Consider the following 15,552-nt stretch of genomic DNA (forward strand, 5'->3'; position numbering starts at 1 on the left):
GGGCGTGAAAAGTTATCTGGTCGGTGGTGCGGTACGTGATGCGTTGTTAGGTCTGCCGGTCAAAGATAAAGACTGGGTGGTGGTTGGCGCCACCCCGGAAGAGATGCTCGACGCGGGCTACCAGCAGGTAGGCCGCGATTTTCCCGTATTCCTCCACCCGAAAAGTCGTGAAGAATATGCACTGGCGCGTACCGAGCGGAAATCGGGTTCGGGCTACACGGGCTTTACCTGCTATGCCGCGCCGGACGTCACGCTGGAGGAAGATCTTCTGCGCCGCGATCTCACCATCAACGCGCTGGCGCAGGACGAGAACGGCCAGATCGTTGACGCTTATGGCGGCCAGGACGATCTGCGCAACCGTCTTTTACGTCACGTCTCCCCGGCGTTTTCTGAAGATCCGCTCCGCGTCCTGCGCGTGGCGCGCTTTGCCGCACGCTACGCCCATCTCAGCTTCCGTATTGCCGATGAAACCATGGCGCTGATGACCGCCATGACCGAGGCGGGCGAGCTTGAACACCTGACGCCAGAGCGCGTCTGGAAAGAAACGGAAAATGCTCTCACAACGCGCAACCCGCAGGTCTTTTTCCAGGTCCTTCGCGACTGCGGCGCGCTGAAGGTGCTGTTCCCGGAAATAGACGCGCTGTTTGGCGTGCCTGCTCCGGCGAAATGGCACCCGGAAATTGATACCGGCGTACACACGCTGATGACCCTGAGCATGGCGGCCATGCTCAGCCCTGACGTGGACGTGCGCTTTTCCACCCTGTGCCACGATCTCGGCAAAGGCCTAACGCCAAAAGAGCTTTGGCCTCGGCATCACGGGCACGGCCCGGCAGGGGTGAAGCTTGTCGAAGGGCTGTGCCAGCGCCTGCGCGTGCCGAACGAAATCCGCGATCTGGCGAAACTGGTCGCTGAATTTCACGATTTGATCCACACCTTCCCCATCCTCAAACCGGCCACCATCGTTAAGCTTTTCGATAACATCGACGCCTGGCGCAAACCGCAGCGCGTGGAGCAGATCGCGCTCACCAGCGAGGCTGACGTACGCGGGCGTACCGGGTTTGAAGCGTGCGATTATCCGCAGGGGCGTTTACTGCGTAAAGCCTGGGAGGTAGCAAAAGCGGTGCCGACGAAGGACGTTGTCGAGGCGGGATTCAAAGGTCCGGAAATTCGCGAAGAACTCACGAAACGGCGAATTCAGGCGGTGTCTGACTGGAAGGAAAAACACTGCCCTCAGCCAAAAGACTGAGGGCTATCGGTCAGAAGAAGACCACGTACACCGCAGCGGCAACGATAAAGCGATAGATCGCGAACGGAATGAACGAGATACGCTTAATCAGCTGCAGGAAGGTTTTGATGGCAATCAGCGCCACGATAAACGCGGTGATGAAGCCAACGGCAAACATCGGAATGTCGCCCGTAGTGAGGAAACCGATGCTTTTATAGAGGTCAAGCGCGGTGGCACCCATCATCATCGGCACCGCCAGCAGGAACGAGAACTCTGACGCGGCGTAACGGCTTACGCCCATCAGCATCCCGCCGGAGATGGTTGCGCCTGAACGCGAGAAGCCCGGCCACAGCGCCAGACACTGGAAGCAGCCAATGATAAACGCCTGACGATACGTCATATCGTCCAGCCCTTCCGCGCGCGGCGTTTTTGGCTTCAGCACTTCCGCGGCGATCAGCAGGAAGCCGCCCACCACCAGCGCGTACATCACGTTAATCGGGTTAAACAGCGATTTGATGGCGTCGTGGAAAACCAGACCCAGCACCACCGCCGGGATCATCCCGAGCAAAATATGGATCAGCGACAGGCGACCTTTACTCATCCCTTCGTGCTGCGGCGGACGGCCAAAATGGATACCGATCAGGCCAAACAGACGGCGCCAGAACATCACCACCACCGCCAGAATCGAACCCAGCTGGATAACCACTTCAAACGTTTTGGCGGTATCGCCTTCAAAGCCCAGCAGATGGCCAACGATAATCATATGGCCGGTACTGGAAACCGGTAAAAACTCCGTCAATCCTTCGACCACACCCAGTATTGCCGCCACCAGCAGCGAGTGCATATCGCTCATCTATAAACCCCTAAAAAGATATAAAAAAACGGTCGCCCCAACGGCTACCGTGAAAGATACAGCTTTAAGACCGGTATAACCTAAATTGGTTTAGCAATTATGACGTTAATTCTTGCCTTTCAGATTTGTGCCACGCTCAATGATGACGCCAACGTTGGCGGCTCGCGCCACCGCGCCCGGCTTGCTCAGCTTGATGCGTACCCACGGTGAGTTGAATTTTTTCAGCAGCAATTCTGCGACTTCTTCCGCCACCCGTTCGACCAGCGCAAAACGCTGCCCTTCAACGTGGGCGATGACCGTTTCACTGATGTCGGCATAGCTGAGACAGTCGTTCACGTCATCGCTTTTTGCCGATTTGCGATTATCCCATCCCATTTCGATATCGAACACCAGCTTCTGCTCGATGGTCTGTTCCCAGTCGTAAACACCAATTGTGGTGATTACCGAAAGTTGCTCTATAAATACAATATCCATCACGACCTGCCTGCTTTTTGGCTAAACCGGATACCACTTCCGGCGAATTATGCGTATTATCCACAGATGCTGAGAATACAGATACATTTTCAAAACGGAACAGCGTTATGAGTGCAATCGCGCCTGGAATGATCCTCCTCGCCTATCTTTGCGGCTCAATCTCCAGCGCCATTCTGGTCTGCCGCATCGCCGGGTTACCCGACCCGCGTGAAAATGGTTCCGGGAATCCGGGGGCGACCAACGTACTACGAATTGGTGGCAAGGGAGCAGCCGTAGCGGTTTTGATTTTTGATGTTCTGAAAGGGATGCTGCCCGTCTGGGGCGCGTATGCGCTGGGCGTCACGCCGTTCTGGCTGGGGCTTATTGCTATTGCGGCCTGTGTCGGCCACATCTGGCCCGTATTCTTCGGTTTTAAAGGTGGCAAAGGCGTGGCGACCGCCTTTGGTGCCATTGCGCCTATCGGCTGGGACCTAACCGGCGTGATGGCCGGGACCTGGCTACTGACCATTCTGCTGAGCGGCTATTCCTCGCTGGGCGCCATCGTCAGCGCGCTGATCGCCCCGTTCTACGTATGGTGGTTTAAACCTCAGTTCACCTTCCCGGTGTCGATGCTCTCCTGCCTTATCCTGCTGCGTCATCACGATAATATTCAGCGCCTGTGGCGTCGTCAGGAGACCAAAATCTGGACGAAGCTCAAGAGGAAGAAAAAAGACGCGCCGTAAGGGTTAGTTATGCCTTATAGCCAAATGTGATTTTGGTCACCTTCTGCCTGTGGTAACTGTTAATGACACAACACAACCACATTAGAAGAAAATGGCTGAAATCACAGAAACAACTCCCCTTTCAACGGCAGAAAAACACCCCGATGGCGACATCCAGTGGGTGAGCAGCGCTTCGGATGTATCACGCCTCGTTAATGACGGCTCACAGGGCCGGGCCAATGCCCGCATCGTGGTCGGTATCGCGCTGGGCGGGATTTTCCTCGATGCTTACGATCTGGGCGCGCTGGCCTTCGGCATAAAAGATATCACCCGCGAATTTAACCTGACGCCCGCCGGGACCGGTATGGTGGCCTCGGCAATTACCTTTGGCGCGATTGTCGGGGCGCTGCTCGGCGGCTACCTCACGGATAAAATCGGGCGCTACCGCGTTTTTATGGCTGATATGGTGTTCTTCGTGGTGGCCGCCATCGCCTGTGCGCTGGCCCCGAACGAATATGTGCTGGCGGGTGCCCGCTTTGTGATGGGGCTTGGGGTCGGGATCGACCTTCCCGTGGCGATGGCGTTTTTAAGCGAGTTCGCCAGGCTGAAAGGTCCGGGAAACAAAGCCTCCAGCGTCGCGATGTGGTGCCCCACCTGGTATGCCGCCATCAGCGTCTCCTACCTGCTGGTGCTGTTCTTCTACGCCGTGCTGCCGGAAAGCCACAGCGACTGGCTGTGGCGTTTAATTCTCGGCTTTGGTGCAGTGCCAGCGCTGGTGATTATCGCCATCCGCAGCCGCTATATGAGCGAATCGCCGGTATGGGCGGCGAATCAGGGCAATCTGAAGGAGGCGGCGTCGATTTTGCGGCAGTCGTACAATATTAACGCCCACGTCCCGCAGGATGCGCTCGGCCAGCCTGCACCCGTCGTGAATAAAGCGAAATGGTCAAACTATCTGAACCTGTTTCGCGGCGTCTACTTACGCCGCACGACGCTCGCCACGCTGCTGTCCGTCGTCTCCTCGTTCGCCTACAACGCCGTGGCGTTTGGTCTGCCGGTGATCATCTCCAGCTTCTTTGTCCAGTCGATGCTCGCCACCATTCTCATTTCTCTGGCGCTTAACCTGCTGTTTGCCTTCGTCGGCGGACTGCTGGCGGTACGCTATGTGCCGCGCTTCGGCGCCTGGCGGATGTCGCTTGCGGGTTATGCCTGCCAGCTTGTCGCATTGCTTGGCCTGGCGCTGATTGGCCGACCGGAAGGTGCCTCTGAAGGCGTACTTGCCGTGGCGATGCTGGCGCTATTCCTTTTCGGTCAGGGCTTTGGCCCGGGCGCGCATACCATGACGTTCGCCTCGCTGAGCTACCCGACCTCGCTGCGCGGCGTGGGCGTGGGTCTCAACCAGACGCTGATGCGCAGTAGTTCTACGCTGTCGCTGTTCCTGTTCCCGCTGCTGGTGGCGTCGCTCGACACCGCCGTGTTCTGGGTGATTGCGCTGGCGCCGTTTATCGGCCTGGCATCGCTGCTGGCGATCCGCTGGGAGCCGTCCGGGTATGATGTGGATGCGGAGGACTATCGGTAACGACACATCGCTTCGGTGGGTTCCCCCCCACCGAAGGGTTCTTACAAATCATCCAGCAGCGTTCGGGAAAGTTTTTTTAGCATATCAAGCTCATCATCGTTCATCCGCATGCTGCAGCGAATCTGGTCCGGCAATGCCATCACCCGTTTTTTCAGTTCTTTCGCCTTATCGGTCAGCACGACATTTTTCATCCTTTCATCCCCCACAACCGCGATACGGTTGAGGAATCCTTTTGCCTCAAGCTTTTGTACAAGCGGCGTCAATGTGCCCGAATCAAAAAACGTCTTATCGCTGAGATCGCGAAGTGGAATGTTGTCTTTCTCATAAAGCGCCATCAAAACAACGAATTGCGGGTAGGTCAAATCCATCTCTTGCAGTAGGGGACGATACTGGCGAACAAACGCATTGGTGACCGAGTACAGCGAGAAGCAAAGTAAATCATCTAGCGTTTTGTTTTCTTTCATTCTTCTATCAACTCCGAATCTGTTGCCTAAAAAAATTATAAATAATGTTTGACTAAAAGTATCTTGCACGCAAGTATTATACCAGCAACTAAGTAGCACGCTATTTAGTTATCTCATCCGATCAAATGCGCTTAAAGAGGTACCACCATGAAAACACTAACCGCCATCCTGGTTTCTTCCGTCTTCGCGTCAGCTGCGGCATCCGCTCAAACCACCAATACCCCAGCTCCGACCGCAGGCGTACAGGCATTTCTTAATATTCTGAATTCCGGCAAGGGTAAGCCAATGGAACAGATGACCCCGCAGGAGGCCCGGCAGGTACTGATCGGCGCGCAGCAAGGCGCAAAACTGCCGCCCGCTCAGGTTTCAGAAAAAACGATCCAGGTAAATGGTCAGGCGATCAAACTGAAAATAGTGAAACCTGAAAACGCGACCGGCACGCTCCCGGCATTTATGTTCTTCCACGGCGGCGGTTGGGTGCTGGGCGATTACCCGACCCATGAACGCTTAATCCGCGATCTGGTTCGCGCATCAGGCGCCGCAGCGGTTTACGTTGATTACACGCCGTCACCTGAGGCCCATTTCCCGGTGGCCATCAATCAGGCCTATGAAGCGACAAAATGGGTAGCCGAACACGGTCAGGAAATTGGCGTGGACGGTAGCCGTCTGGGTCTGGTCGGTAACAGCGTGGGCGGCAATATGGTGGCTTCCGTTGCGCTGCAGGCAAAACAGTTCAATGGGCCCAAAATTCGCTACAACGTGATGCTCTGGCCTGTGACCGATGCGAATTTTGATACTGCCTCGTATAACCAGTTTGAGAACGGCTATTTCCTGTCGAAAAACATGATGAAATGGTTCTGGGATAACTACACCACCAGCGCTGCCGACCGCAACAATATCCTGGCCTCTCCGCTTCGCGCCAGCGCCGCGCAGTTGAAAGGTTTCCCGGAGACGCTGATTCAGACAGCTGAGCTGGACGTTCTGCGGGATGAAGGTGAAGCATTCGGGCGTAAGCTGGATGCGGCTGGCGTCCCGGTGACCGTCACGCGCTATAACGGCATGATCCACGATTACGGCCTGCTTAACCCGCTGAGCCAGGAGCCAACGGTTAAAGTTGCCCTGGAGCAGGCAGGCGCAGCGCTGCATGAGCACCTGAAATAACGGCATCGCGATGTTTGTCAGACAGCACGTCCCCCGGGGCGTGCTTTTTTGTTTCGTCTTAACCGCCATCCATAAGCGACTCATATGACAGTCTTCATTTCTGCCAGGGCATACTGAAACGACCCCGATGATGAGCAGATGGATGCAGCATGTTAGCAGCTCAGGTCACTGATAATTCGTACAAAGGCTGGCAGGCGTCGCTTGCCCTGCAGTTTTGTCACACCCCTGAGAAAACCCTCCTGCACTCCGCTCATCACGTCGGGCCGCTTACCGTTCAGCGTCCATTTTATCCCGAAGGGGAAACCTGCCACCTTTATCTGCTGCACCCGCCCGGCGGAATTGTGGGCGGCGATACGCTGGACATTTCCGTTCGGCTGGACGCCAAAAGCCATGTGCTTATCACGATGCCCGGCGCCAGCAAGTTCTATCGCAGCAGCGGCCCGCAGGCTCGCCTGAATCAGCACTTTTATCTCGATGATGAATCCACGCTGGAGTGGCTACCGCAGGACACTATTATCTTCCCGGGTGCGAACGCCGCGCTGCGCTCCGTCTTCCACCTGAAGACCTCCAGCACGCTGCTGGCGTGGGAGCTTTATTGTCTGGGGCGCCCGGTGATCAATGAGACCTTCAGCCACGGCACGCTGGAGAGCCGCCTTGAAGTCTGGGTTGAGGATGAACCGCGCCTGATTGAGCGTCAGCACCTTGCCGACGGCAATCTCACGCCCGTCGCCGGATATCCATGGCTCGGCACGCTGCTGTTCTATCCGGCCAATGAAGAACATCTCGACACGGTACGCGAACGGCTCGCGCCGCTGGAACACTTTGCGGGGGCAACGCTCACCGACGATCTGCTTTCGGTGCGTTTTCTCTCCGATGACAACCTGATTTGCCAGCGGGTGATGCGCGACGTCTGGCAGTCGCTTCGCCCGCTTCTCACCACCAAAACCGCCTGTTCGCCGCGTATCTGGCAGACATAAGAGAAACGTTATGGAACTGACCCCCAGAGAAAAAGACAAGCTGTTGCTGTTCACCGCCGCGCTGGTTGCCGAACGCCGCCTTGCGCGCGGGGTAAAGCTTAATTACCCGGAATCGGTCGCGCTGATCAGTGCCTTCATCATGGAGGGCGCGCGCGATGGCGAAACCGTCGCCTCGCTGATGGAGGCGGGCCGCCACGTCCTGACGCGCGATCAGGTAATGGAAGGCGTGCCGGAAATGATCCCGGATATTCAGGTCGAAGCCACCTTCCCGGACGGATCGAAGCTCGTCACCGTCCATAACCCGATCGTCTAAGGAGCGCGCGATGATCCCAGGTGAATACCAGATCCAGCCCGGAACGATTGCGATCAACGTCGGGCGTGAAACCCAAATCGTGGTTGTCGAAAATCACGGCGACAGGCCGATCCAGGTCGGATCGCATTACCACTTTTACGAGGTCAACCCGGCCCTGAAGTTCGAGCGGGAAGCCACCAAAGGCTACCGGCTGAATATCCCGGCGGGCACCGCCGTGCGCTTCGAGCCCGGCCAGAAGCGGGAGGTGACGCTGGTTCAGGTCACGGGCGCGCAGCGCATTTTCGGCTTTCGCGGCGAGGTGATGGGCGAGGTGAAACATGGCTGAGATTTCACGCCGGGCCTATGCCGATATGTTCGGCCCCACCACCGGCGATAAAGTGCGGCTGGCCGACAGCGAGCTGTGGATCGAAGTGGAAGACGATCTCACGGTCTACGGCGAAGAGGTCAAATTCGGCGGCGGAAAGGTGATCCGCGACGGCATGGGTCAGGGGCAGATGACCGTAGACGACTGCGTGGATCTGGTTCTCACCAACGCGCTGATCGTCGATCACTGGGGGATCGTAAAAGCCGATATCGGCGTAAAGAACGGGCGGATCTTCGCCGTCGGCAAAGCCGGTAATCCGGACATTCAGCCCGGCGTGACGATCCCGATTGGCGCGGCAACGGAAGTGATTGCCGCCGAGGGGAAGATCGTCACCGCGGGCGGAATCGACACCCACATCCACTGGATCTGCCCGCAGCAGGCGGAAGAGGCGCTGGTCTCCGGCGTCACGACCATGATCGGCGGCGGCACCGGCCCCGCGGCGGGAACCAACGCCACCACCTGCACGCCGGGGCCGTGGTATATCGCCCGCATGCTGCAGGCAGCCGATACGCTGCCGGTGAATATCGGCCTGCTCGGTAAAGGTAACGGCTCCAACCCGGACGCCCTGCGCGAGCAGATTGCCGCCGGCGCTATCGGGCTGAAGATCCACGAAGACTGGGGCGCGACGCCTGCGGCGATCAACTGCTCGCTGGAGGTGGCCGAAGAGATGGATATTCAGGTGGCGCTGCACAGCGACACGCTGAACGAGTCCGGGTTTGTCGAAGACACGCTGGCAGCCATCGCAGGGCGCACCATCCACACTTTCCATACCGAAGGCGCAGGCGGCGGCCACGCACCGGATATCATCACCGCCTGCGCGCACCCGAATATTCTGCCCTCCTCCACCAACCCGACCCTGCCCTACACGGTGAATACCATCGACGAGCATCTCGACATGCTGATGGTTTGCCATCACCTCGATCCGGATATCGCCGAGGACGTAGCGTTTGCCGAATCCCGCATTCGCCGGGAGACCATCGCAGCCGAAGATGTCCTGCACGATATCGGCGCGTTCTCGCTAACCTCGTCAGACTCGCAGGCCATGGGCCGCGTCGGGGAAGTGATTATCCGCACCTGGCAGGTCGCGCACCGCATGAAGGTCCAGCGCGGCGCGCTGCCGGAAGAGACTGGAGATAACGACAACTTCCGCGTGAAGCGCTACGTCGCCAAATACACCATAAACCCGGCGCTGACCCACGGTATCGCCCATGAGGTCGGTTCGATTGAGGCGGGCAAGCTGGCGGATCTGGTGGTCTGGTCCCCGGCGTTCTTCGGCGTCAAACCCGCCGCCATCGTCAAGGGCGGGATGATCGCCTGCGCGCCGATGGGCGATATCAACGCCTCGATCCCCACGCCGCAGCCGGTGCATTACCGCCCGATGTTTGGCGCGTTGGGCGCCGCGCGCCACGCCACCCGGCTGACGTTTATCTCGCAGGCCGCCAGTGAGAACGGCATCCCGCAGCAGCTCAGCCTGCAGAGCGCCACGGCGGTGGTAAAAGGCTGCCGGACGGTGAAAAAGGCCGACATGATCCACAACGGCCTGCAGCCCAATATCACTGTCGACTCGCAAACCTACGAGGTGCGCGTCGACGGCGAACTGATTACCAGCGAACCGGCTGACGTTCTGCCGATGGCGCAACGCTATTTCCTGTTTTAAGGAGTGATGATGATTTATTTGACCCAACGTCTGGACCACGCGCACCCGACTACCGCCAGCGTCACGCTGCCGATTGACGTGCGGGTGAAAAGCCGCGCCCGCGTGGCGCTTAACGACGGTCGTGAAGCCGGGTTGATGCTGCCGCGCGGCCTGCTGCTGCGCGGGGGCGACCTGCTGACCACCGACGACGGTAGCGAAGTCATCGAAGTGATCGCCGCTCCGGAGTCGGTCTCCGTGGTGCGCTGTGCCGATCCGTTCCTGCTCGCCCGCGCCTGCTACCACCTGGGCAACCGCCACGTGCCGCTGCAGGTTATGCCCGGCGAGCTGCGCTATCACCACGATCACGTTCTCGACGACATGCTGCGCCAGTTCGGGCTGGACGTGACCTACGCCAGCCTGCCGTTTGAACCGGAAGCGGGCGCTTACACCAGCGGTGCCCACAGCCACGGCCATTCTCACGCTCATTCACATTAAGGATTAATCATGCGCAAGTTACTCCCTCTGTTACTGCTGGCTTTTTCCGTTCCCGCGCTCGCGCATCCCGGCCACGGCGCCGACAGCTTCCAGGCCGGTTTTCTCCATCCGCTGACCGGACTCGATCACCTGCTGATGCTGGCGGGTGCAGGCGTGCTCTCGGCACTGAGCGGCCGCAAGCTCCTGCTGCCGTTTGCCACCCTCGGCATGATGCTCGTTGGCGCTATTGCGGGCAGCCTGCTCGGCGGCTTCAGCGGCATGGAGATGCTGATTATCGCCTCGCTGGCGGTCTGCGGCGTGATGATGTTTAAAACTGAAAATCGCTTGCTGCTGGCAGTGCCTGCCCTGGCGATGTTCCACGGCTGGGCGCACGGCGTGGAGATGTTCGGCCACAGCTTCTGGCTCTTCACCAGCGGCTTTATGCTCGCCAGCGCCACGGTGCTGTGCGCCAGCTTTGCCGCAGGGCTGCTGCTGCGCCGTCACGACGGCCTGCGTAAAACCTTCGGCGGCGGGCTGATCGTCTCCGCCCTGCTGGCACTGATGAGCTGATGGATCATTCCCGCCAGTTGCTGCGCCTGATGCAGCTCTCCAGCAGCAGCCTGCCGGTCGGGTCGTTTACCTGGTCACAGGGGCTGGAGTGGGCCGTTGAGGCGGGCTGGGTCACGGACGCCAACGCCTTTAAACGCTGGCAAATCCAGCAGATGGAGCAGAGCTTTTTCTGCGTCGACCTGCCGCTGTTTATCCGTATTTATCAGGCCTGTGAGCAACGCTCGCTTACAAATGCAAAACGCTGGACGGCATACCTGCTCGCCTGTCGGGAAACGCGCGAGCTACGAGAAGAAGAGCGCAACCGCGGGGCGGCCTTTACGCGGCTGATTAAGAGCTGGGAACCTGACTGTCCGCCCGAATGGCTGCCGCTGTTTATGCAAAGCCAGCTCTGCGGCATGGCGTGGCTCGGCGTTCGCTGGGGCATTAGCGCGCACGAACTGGCGCTGAGTCTGGGCTACAGCTGGATGGAGAGCGCGGTCATGGCGGGCGTCAAGCTGGTGCCGTTTGGGCAACAGGCCGCGCAGCAGCTGATTATCGAACTGAGCGACCACTACGCCGCCGGGTTTGAACAGGCATTTTTACGTAGCGACGACGCGCTGGGGGCAGCAACGCCGCTGTCCGCCATCGCCTCGGCGCGCCACGAAACCCAATATTCACGACTATTCCGTTCCTGAGGAGTCAACATGGCTGATTACAAACATCCCCTGCGCGTGGGCGTGGGCGGCCCGGTAGGGTCGGGCAAAACCGCGCTGCTGGAAGCGCTCTGCAAGGCGATGCGCGATACCTATCATCTTGCGGTGGTCACCAACGATATCTACACCAAAGAGGATCAGCGCATCCTGACCGAAGCGGGCGCGCTGGAGCCAGAGCGCATCGTGGGCGTGGAGACGGGCGGCTGCCCGCATACCGCTATCCGGGAAGATGCTTCGATGAACCTGGCGGCGGTGGAAGCGTTGAGCGAGAAGTTCGGCAATCTGGACCTGATCTTCGTTGAAAGCGGCGGTGACAACCTCAGCGCGACGTTCAGTCCTGAGCTGGCGGATCTGACCATTTACGTGATTGACGTGGCCGAAGGGGAAAAAATCCCGCGCAAGGGCGGGCCGGGGATCACCAAATCCGATTTTCTGGTCATCAACAAAACCGATCTCGCGCCGTACGTGGGGGCGTCGCTGGAGGTGATGGAGCGCGATACCAACCGCATGCGCGGCGAGCGCCCATGGACCTTTACCAACCTGAAGGCGGGTGACGGTCTTGCGACGATTATTGCGTTTCTGGAAGAGAAAGGGATGTTGCGGGTGTAGTCAAACGATCCCCTCTCCCTTTGGGAGAGGGTTAGGGTGAGGGATTACGCCTCCGGCAGTTCCGCCAGCGGCCAGCGCGGACGCACGGACACGCTCAGGTCGGACGTTGCCCCCGCATTAAGGCGCACCATCCCGGCGTAGGCGATCATCGCCCCGTTATCGGTACAGAATTCCGGACGGGCATAGAACACTTCCCCGCGACGCTTTTGCATCATCTCGGCGAGCTTCGCGCGAAGCGTGCGGTTAGCGCTCACGCCGCCCGCCATCACCAGACGCTTAAACCCGGTCTGATCCAGCGCGCGCTTGCACTTGATCATCAGCGTGTCCACTACCGCATCTTCGAACGCGCGGGCGATATCGGCGCGGGTTTGCTCGCTGTCATCGTTATTACGGATCGTATTCGCCGCGAAGGTTTTCAGCCCGGAGAAGCTGAAGTCCAGCCCCGGACGGTCGGTCATCGGACGCGGGAAGACAAAGCGCCCTTCCGTTCCCTGCGACGCCATTTTTGACAGCATCGGGCCGCCCGGGTAATCCAGACCCAGCAGCTTGGCGGTTTTATCGAACGCTTCACCGGCGGCGTCGTCGATCGACTCGCCCAGCAGCTCGTACTTGCCAATGCCCGTTACGCTAATCAGCTGCGTATGGCCGCCGGAAACCAGCAGCGCAACAAACGGGAATTCAGGCGGATTCTCTTCCAGCATCGGCGCCAGAAGATGCCCTTCCATATGGTGAACCGGGATGGCCGGCACGTCCCACGCGAAGGCCAGCGAACGACCAACGGTTGCGCCAACCAGCAGCGCACCGACCAGGCCCGGGCCTGCGGTATAGGCCACGGCATCAATATCGGTTGAGCTCAACCCGGCCTCTTTCAGCGCCGCCTGAATCAGGGGAACCGTTTTACGCACGTGGTCACGAGAGGCCAGTTCAGGTACGACGCCGCCGTAGTCAGCGTGCAATTTCACCTGACTATACAGCTGGTTGGCCAGAAGTCCTTTTTCGTCGTCGTAAATGGCGATGCCGGTTTCATCGCAGGATGTTTCAATACCCAGTACACGCATGACTTGTTTTACCTCGTTTCAATACCGCGCAGTGTAGAGCCTGGGCGGGTTGATGTAAAACTTTGTTCGCCCCTGGAAGAAGGCTCGTGTATACTCCTCACCCTTATTAAAGTCCCTTTCAAAATCGCATCGGTGCTTTACAAAGCAGCAGCATTTGCAGTAAAATTCCGCACCATTTTGAAATAAGCTGGCGTTGATGCCAGCGGCAAACCGAATTTATTAAAGGTGAGAGTTACATGCCGGTAATTAAAGTACGTGAAAACGAGCCGTTCGACGTAGCACTGCGTCGCTTCAAACGTTCATGCGAGAAAGCAGGTGTTCTGGCTGAAGTTCGTCGTCGTGAGTTTTATGAAAAACCAACGACCGAACGTAAGCGCGCTAAAGCTTCCGCTGTGAAACGTCACGCGAAGAAACTGGCTCGCGAAAACGCACGCCGTACTCGTCTGTACTAATTGGTTGAGGGCCTCAGCCCTCAATTGACAGACAGAGTAATAGTCGTAAGGCCGTGCTTCCGGAAGGAATGCGCGGCTTGTTTTCGTTTATAAGTCGCTTAAATTTTTGGGGCATATGGCCGGAAGAATCCCACGCGTTTTCATCAATGACCTGCTTGCCAGAACCGACATCGTCGATCTCATCGACGCGCGGGTAAAGCTGAAAAAACAGGGCAAGAATTACCATGCGTGCTGTCCGTTCCATAACGAAAAAACCCCCTCCTTCACCGTAAACGGTGAAAAGCAGTTTTACCATTGCTTCGGCTGTGGTGCTCACGGTAATGCCGTTGATTTTTTAATGAACTACGACAAGCTCGAGTTCGTTGAAACCGTCGAAGAGCTGGCGGCGATGCATAACCTTGAAGTGCCGTATGAAGCAGGCAGTGGGCCAAGTCAGATCGAGCGCCATCAACGGCAAACGCTGTATCAACTGATGGATGGCCTGAATTCGTTTTACCAACAGTCTCTTAAGCACTCTGCGGCTGAGCCTGCGCGTCAGTATCTGAACAAGCGCGGACTGAGCGACGATGTCATTGCGCGTTTCGCTATTGGTTACGCCCCGCCCGGCTGGGACAACGTGTTAAAGCGTTTTGGCGGCAATAGCGAAGATCGTAAATCTCTCATCGATGCAGGTATGCTGGTCACCAACGACCAGGGACGAAGCTATGACCGCTTCCGCGAACGGGTGATGTTTCCGATCCGCGACAAGCGAGGCCGGGTAATTGGTTTTGGTGGTCGCGTGCTGGGTGATGCCCTGCCGAAATACCTTAACTCCCCGGAAACCGATATTTTCCATAAGGGCCGCCAGCTTTACGGTCTTTATGAGGCGCAGCAGGATAACGCGGAACCTCCGCGTCTTCTGGTCGTCGAAGGCTATATGGACGTCGTTGCGCTGGCGCAGTACGACATTAACTACGCGGTTGCGTCGTTAGGCACGTCCACCACCGCCGATCATATTCAACTGCTGTTCAGGGTGACCAATAACGTCATCTGCTGTTACGACGGTGACCGTGCAGGACGCGACGCCGCCTGGCGTGCGCTGGAAACCGCGCTACCCTATATGACCGATGGGCGTCAGCTACGCTTTATGTTCCTGCCCGACGGTGAAGACCCGGATACGCTGGTGCGTAAAGAGGGCAAAGCGGCGTTTGAAGCGCGGATGGAGCAGGCTCAGCCGCTCTCCACGTTTTTGTTTAACAGCCTGATGCCGCAGGTCGATTTGAGTACCCCTGACGGGCGCGCGCAGCTCAGCACGCTGGCGCTGCCGTTAATCAGTCAGGTGCCCGGCGAAACGCTGCGCATCTACCTGCGTCAGGAGTTAGGCAACAAGCTCGGCATTCTGGATGACAGCCAGCTTGAACGTTTAATGCCTAAACAGGCTGAAAACGGCACGGTTCGCCCCGCGCCTCAGCTAAAACGCACAACCATGCGTATACTGATAGGGTTACTGGTCCAAAACCCCGAGCTTGCGCCGCAGGTGCCGTCGCTGGCGGGTTTGAACCACGAAAAATTGCCCGGACTTGGCTTATTTTCAGAACTGGTCAACACGTGTTTGTCACAGCCAGGTCTGACCACCGGACAACTTTTAGAGCATTATCGCGGCACAAAAGAGGCCGCTACCCTTGAAAAATTGTCGATGTGGGACGATATAGCAGATAAGGACATTGCAGAAAAAACGTTCACCGACTCACTCAACCATATGTTTGATTCGATGCTTGAGCTGCGCCAGGAAGAGTTGATAGCTCGCGAGCGCACACACGGTTTGAGCAGCGAAGAACGCCGGGAGCTCTGGATGATTAACCAGGAACTGGCGAAGAAATAAGTCAAAAGCAAAAGTATTTAACGGCTTAAGTGCCGAATATCGATCGGGAAGCCCCCGGCAGCCGCACTGAGAGGCAGCGGCAAAAATAT

At 58.0% G+C, this 15,552-nt stretch carries 18 protein-coding genes; 14 read left to right on the forward strand and 4 right to left on the reverse strand.

The annotated features are described in order from the left end of the window. Positions 1–4 precede the first annotated feature (4 nt). The gene (locus KGP22_RS19215) at positions 5–1,246 is read left to right on the forward strand and encodes a multifunctional CCA addition/repair protein (RefSeq protein WP_149367612.1); all 1,242 of its coding nucleotides are present in this window, start codon (positions 5–7) and stop codon (positions 1,244–1,246) included. Between the two features lie 10 nt (positions 1,247–1,256). On the opposite strand, the gene bacA is transcribed toward KGP22_RS19215, so the two are convergent. Beyond that, complete coding sequence (gene bacA / locus KGP22_RS19220; protein ID WP_008502957.1) at positions 1,257–2,078, reverse strand: undecaprenyl-diphosphate phosphatase; 822 nt, start codon at positions 2,076–2,078, stop codon at positions 1,257–1,259. Positions 2,079–2,183: 105 nt separating this feature from the next. After that, positions 2,184–2,552, reverse strand: coding sequence for a bifunctional dihydroneopterin aldolase/7,8-dihydroneopterin epimerase (gene folB / locus KGP22_RS19225; RefSeq protein ID WP_023333447.1), 369 nt, complete (start codon positions 2,550–2,552; stop codon positions 2,184–2,186). A 107-nt stretch (positions 2,553–2,659) separates the two neighbouring features. On the opposite strand from folB, the gene plsY reads away from it, so the two are divergent. Continuing rightward, positions 2,660–3,274 carry a glycerol-3-phosphate 1-O-acyltransferase PlsY gene (gene plsY / locus KGP22_RS19230; RefSeq protein ID WP_111963295.1) on the forward strand — a complete coding sequence of 205 codons (615 nt, stop codon included), beginning with the start codon at positions 2,660–2,662 and terminating at the stop codon, positions 3,272–3,274. A 91-nt stretch (positions 3,275–3,365) separates the two neighbouring features. Next, the gene (locus KGP22_RS19235; protein ID WP_223580530.1) at positions 3,366–4,832 is read left to right on the forward strand and encodes an MFS transporter; all 1,467 of its coding nucleotides are present in this window, start codon (positions 3,366–3,368) and stop codon (positions 4,830–4,832) included. A 41-nt stretch (positions 4,833–4,873) separates the two neighbouring features. On the opposite strand, the gene KGP22_RS19240 is transcribed toward KGP22_RS19235, so the two are convergent. Beyond that, entirely contained in the window at positions 4,874–5,296 is a 423-nt protein-coding gene (locus KGP22_RS19240; RefSeq protein ID WP_111963297.1) for a MarR family transcriptional regulator, read from the reverse strand. A 147-nt stretch (positions 5,297–5,443) separates the two neighbouring features. On the opposite strand from KGP22_RS19240, the gene KGP22_RS19245 reads away from it, so the two are divergent. The 9 genes from KGP22_RS19245 (at position 5,444) to ureG (ending at position 12,092) form a co-directional block, all read left to right on the forward strand. Continuing rightward, complete coding sequence (locus tag KGP22_RS19245) at positions 5,444–6,457, forward strand: alpha/beta hydrolase (protein ID WP_111963298.1); 1,014 nt, start codon at positions 5,444–5,446, stop codon at positions 6,455–6,457. Positions 6,458–6,606: 149 nt separating this feature from the next. Beyond that, on the forward strand, positions 6,607–7,434 hold the full coding sequence (locus KGP22_RS19250) for an urease accessory protein UreD (RefSeq protein WP_223580532.1): 828 nt from the start codon (positions 6,607–6,609) through the stop codon (positions 7,432–7,434). Between the two features lie 10 nt (positions 7,435–7,444). Continuing rightward, a complete protein-coding gene (locus KGP22_RS19255) occupies positions 7,445–7,747 on the forward strand; it encodes an urease subunit gamma (RefSeq protein WP_003862556.1) in 303 nt (100 codons plus the stop codon). A 10-nt stretch (positions 7,748–7,757) separates the two neighbouring features. Beyond that, the gene (locus KGP22_RS19260; RefSeq protein WP_223580534.1) at positions 7,758–8,072 is read left to right on the forward strand and encodes an urease subunit beta; all 315 of its coding nucleotides are present in this window, start codon (positions 7,758–7,760) and stop codon (positions 8,070–8,072) included. Next, positions 8,065–9,768 carry an urease subunit alpha gene (ureC, locus tag KGP22_RS19265; RefSeq protein WP_149367606.1) on the forward strand — a complete coding sequence of 568 codons (1,704 nt, stop codon included), beginning with the start codon at positions 8,065–8,067 and terminating at the stop codon, positions 9,766–9,768. The genes KGP22_RS19260 and ureC overlap by 8 nt, the downstream gene beginning before the upstream one ends. A 9-nt stretch (positions 9,769–9,777) precedes the next feature. Next, positions 9,778–10,242 carry an urease accessory protein UreE gene (gene ureE, locus KGP22_RS19270; RefSeq protein WP_111963302.1) on the forward strand — a complete coding sequence of 155 codons (465 nt, stop codon included), beginning with the start codon at positions 9,778–9,780 and terminating at the stop codon, positions 10,240–10,242. A gap of 9 nt (positions 10,243–10,251) precedes the next feature. Then, a complete protein-coding gene (locus KGP22_RS19275; protein WP_223580536.1) occupies positions 10,252–10,791 on the forward strand; it encodes a HupE/UreJ family protein in 540 nt (179 codons plus the stop codon). Further along, complete coding sequence (locus KGP22_RS19280) at positions 10,791–11,465, forward strand: urease accessory protein UreF (RefSeq protein ID WP_149367605.1); 675 nt, start codon at positions 10,791–10,793, stop codon at positions 11,463–11,465. The genes KGP22_RS19275 and KGP22_RS19280 overlap by 1 nt, the downstream gene beginning before the upstream one ends. Before the next feature lie 9 nt (positions 11,466–11,474). Beyond that, positions 11,475–12,092, forward strand: coding sequence for an urease accessory protein UreG (gene ureG, locus KGP22_RS19285; protein WP_014071813.1), 618 nt, complete (start codon positions 11,475–11,477; stop codon positions 12,090–12,092). Between the two features lie 44 nt (positions 12,093–12,136). Here the strand turns inward: ureG and tsaD are convergent, their stop codons facing one another. Beyond that, positions 12,137–13,150 carry a tRNA (adenosine(37)-N6)-threonylcarbamoyltransferase complex transferase subunit TsaD gene (gene tsaD, locus KGP22_RS19290; protein ID WP_024906472.1) on the reverse strand — a complete coding sequence of 338 codons (1,014 nt, stop codon included), beginning with the start codon at positions 13,148–13,150 and terminating at the stop codon, positions 12,137–12,139. 236 nt (positions 13,151–13,386) lie between these two features. On the opposite strand from tsaD, the gene rpsU reads away from it, so the two are divergent. Then, positions 13,387–13,602 (forward strand): 30S ribosomal protein S21, encoded by a 216-nt coding sequence (gene rpsU / locus KGP22_RS19295; protein WP_001144069.1) that lies wholly within the window; start codon positions 13,387–13,389, stop codon positions 13,600–13,602. Positions 13,603–13,717: 115 nt separating this feature from the next. Next, positions 13,718–15,463 (forward strand): DNA primase, encoded by a 1,746-nt coding sequence (dnaG, locus tag KGP22_RS19300; RefSeq protein WP_003862574.1) that lies wholly within the window; start codon positions 13,718–13,720, stop codon positions 15,461–15,463. Positions 15,464–15,552: the final 89 nt, after the last annotated feature.

Source organism: Enterobacter sp. JBIWA005 (genome assembly GCF_019968805.1).
GTDB lineage: Bacteria > Pseudomonadota > Gammaproteobacteria > Enterobacterales > Enterobacteriaceae > Enterobacter > Enterobacter vonholyi.

Excerpts from the sequence above, each read along its gene's own strand:
- bacA (WP_008502957.1), bottom strand. The coding sequence starts at position 2,078 with ATGAGCGATATGCACTCGCTGCTGGTGGCGGCAATACTGGGTGTGGTC.
- folB (WP_023333447.1), bottom strand. The coding sequence starts at position 2,552 with ATGGATATTGTATTTATAGAGCAACTTTCGGTAATCACCACAATTGGT.
- plsY (WP_111963295.1), top strand. The coding sequence starts at position 2,660 with ATGAGTGCAATCGCGCCTGGAATGATCCTCCTCGCCTATCTTTGCGGC.
- KGP22_RS19235 (WP_223580530.1), top strand. The coding sequence starts at position 3,366 with ATGGCTGAAATCACAGAAACAACTCCCCTTTCAACGGCAGAAAAACAC.
- KGP22_RS19240 (WP_111963297.1), bottom strand. The coding sequence starts at position 5,296 with ATGAAAGAAAACAAAACGCTAGATGATTTACTTTGCTTCTCGCTGTAC.
- KGP22_RS19245 (WP_111963298.1), top strand. The coding sequence starts at position 5,444 with ATGAAAACACTAACCGCCATCCTGGTTTCTTCCGTCTTCGCGTCAGCT.
- KGP22_RS19250 (WP_223580532.1), top strand. The coding sequence starts at position 6,607 with ATGTTAGCAGCTCAGGTCACTGATAATTCGTACAAAGGCTGGCAGGCG.
- KGP22_RS19255 (WP_003862556.1), top strand. The coding sequence starts at position 7,445 with ATGGAACTGACCCCCAGAGAAAAAGACAAGCTGTTGCTGTTCACCGCC.
- KGP22_RS19260 (WP_223580534.1), top strand. The coding sequence starts at position 7,758 with ATGATCCCAGGTGAATACCAGATCCAGCCCGGAACGATTGCGATCAAC.
- ureC (WP_149367606.1), top strand. The coding sequence starts at position 8,065 with ATGGCTGAGATTTCACGCCGGGCCTATGCCGATATGTTCGGCCCCACC.
- ureE (WP_111963302.1), top strand. The coding sequence starts at position 9,778 with ATGATTTATTTGACCCAACGTCTGGACCACGCGCACCCGACTACCGCC.
- KGP22_RS19275 (WP_223580536.1), top strand. The coding sequence starts at position 10,252 with ATGCGCAAGTTACTCCCTCTGTTACTGCTGGCTTTTTCCGTTCCCGCG.
- KGP22_RS19280 (WP_149367605.1), top strand. The coding sequence starts at position 10,791 with ATGGATCATTCCCGCCAGTTGCTGCGCCTGATGCAGCTCTCCAGCAGC.
- ureG (WP_014071813.1), top strand. The coding sequence starts at position 11,475 with ATGGCTGATTACAAACATCCCCTGCGCGTGGGCGTGGGCGGCCCGGTA.
- tsaD (WP_024906472.1), bottom strand. The coding sequence starts at position 13,150 with ATGCGTGTACTGGGTATTGAAACATCCTGCGATGAAACCGGCATCGCC.
- rpsU (WP_001144069.1), top strand. The coding sequence starts at position 13,387 with ATGCCGGTAATTAAAGTACGTGAAAACGAGCCGTTCGACGTAGCACTG.
- dnaG (WP_003862574.1), top strand. The coding sequence starts at position 13,718 with ATGGCCGGAAGAATCCCACGCGTTTTCATCAATGACCTGCTTGCCAGA.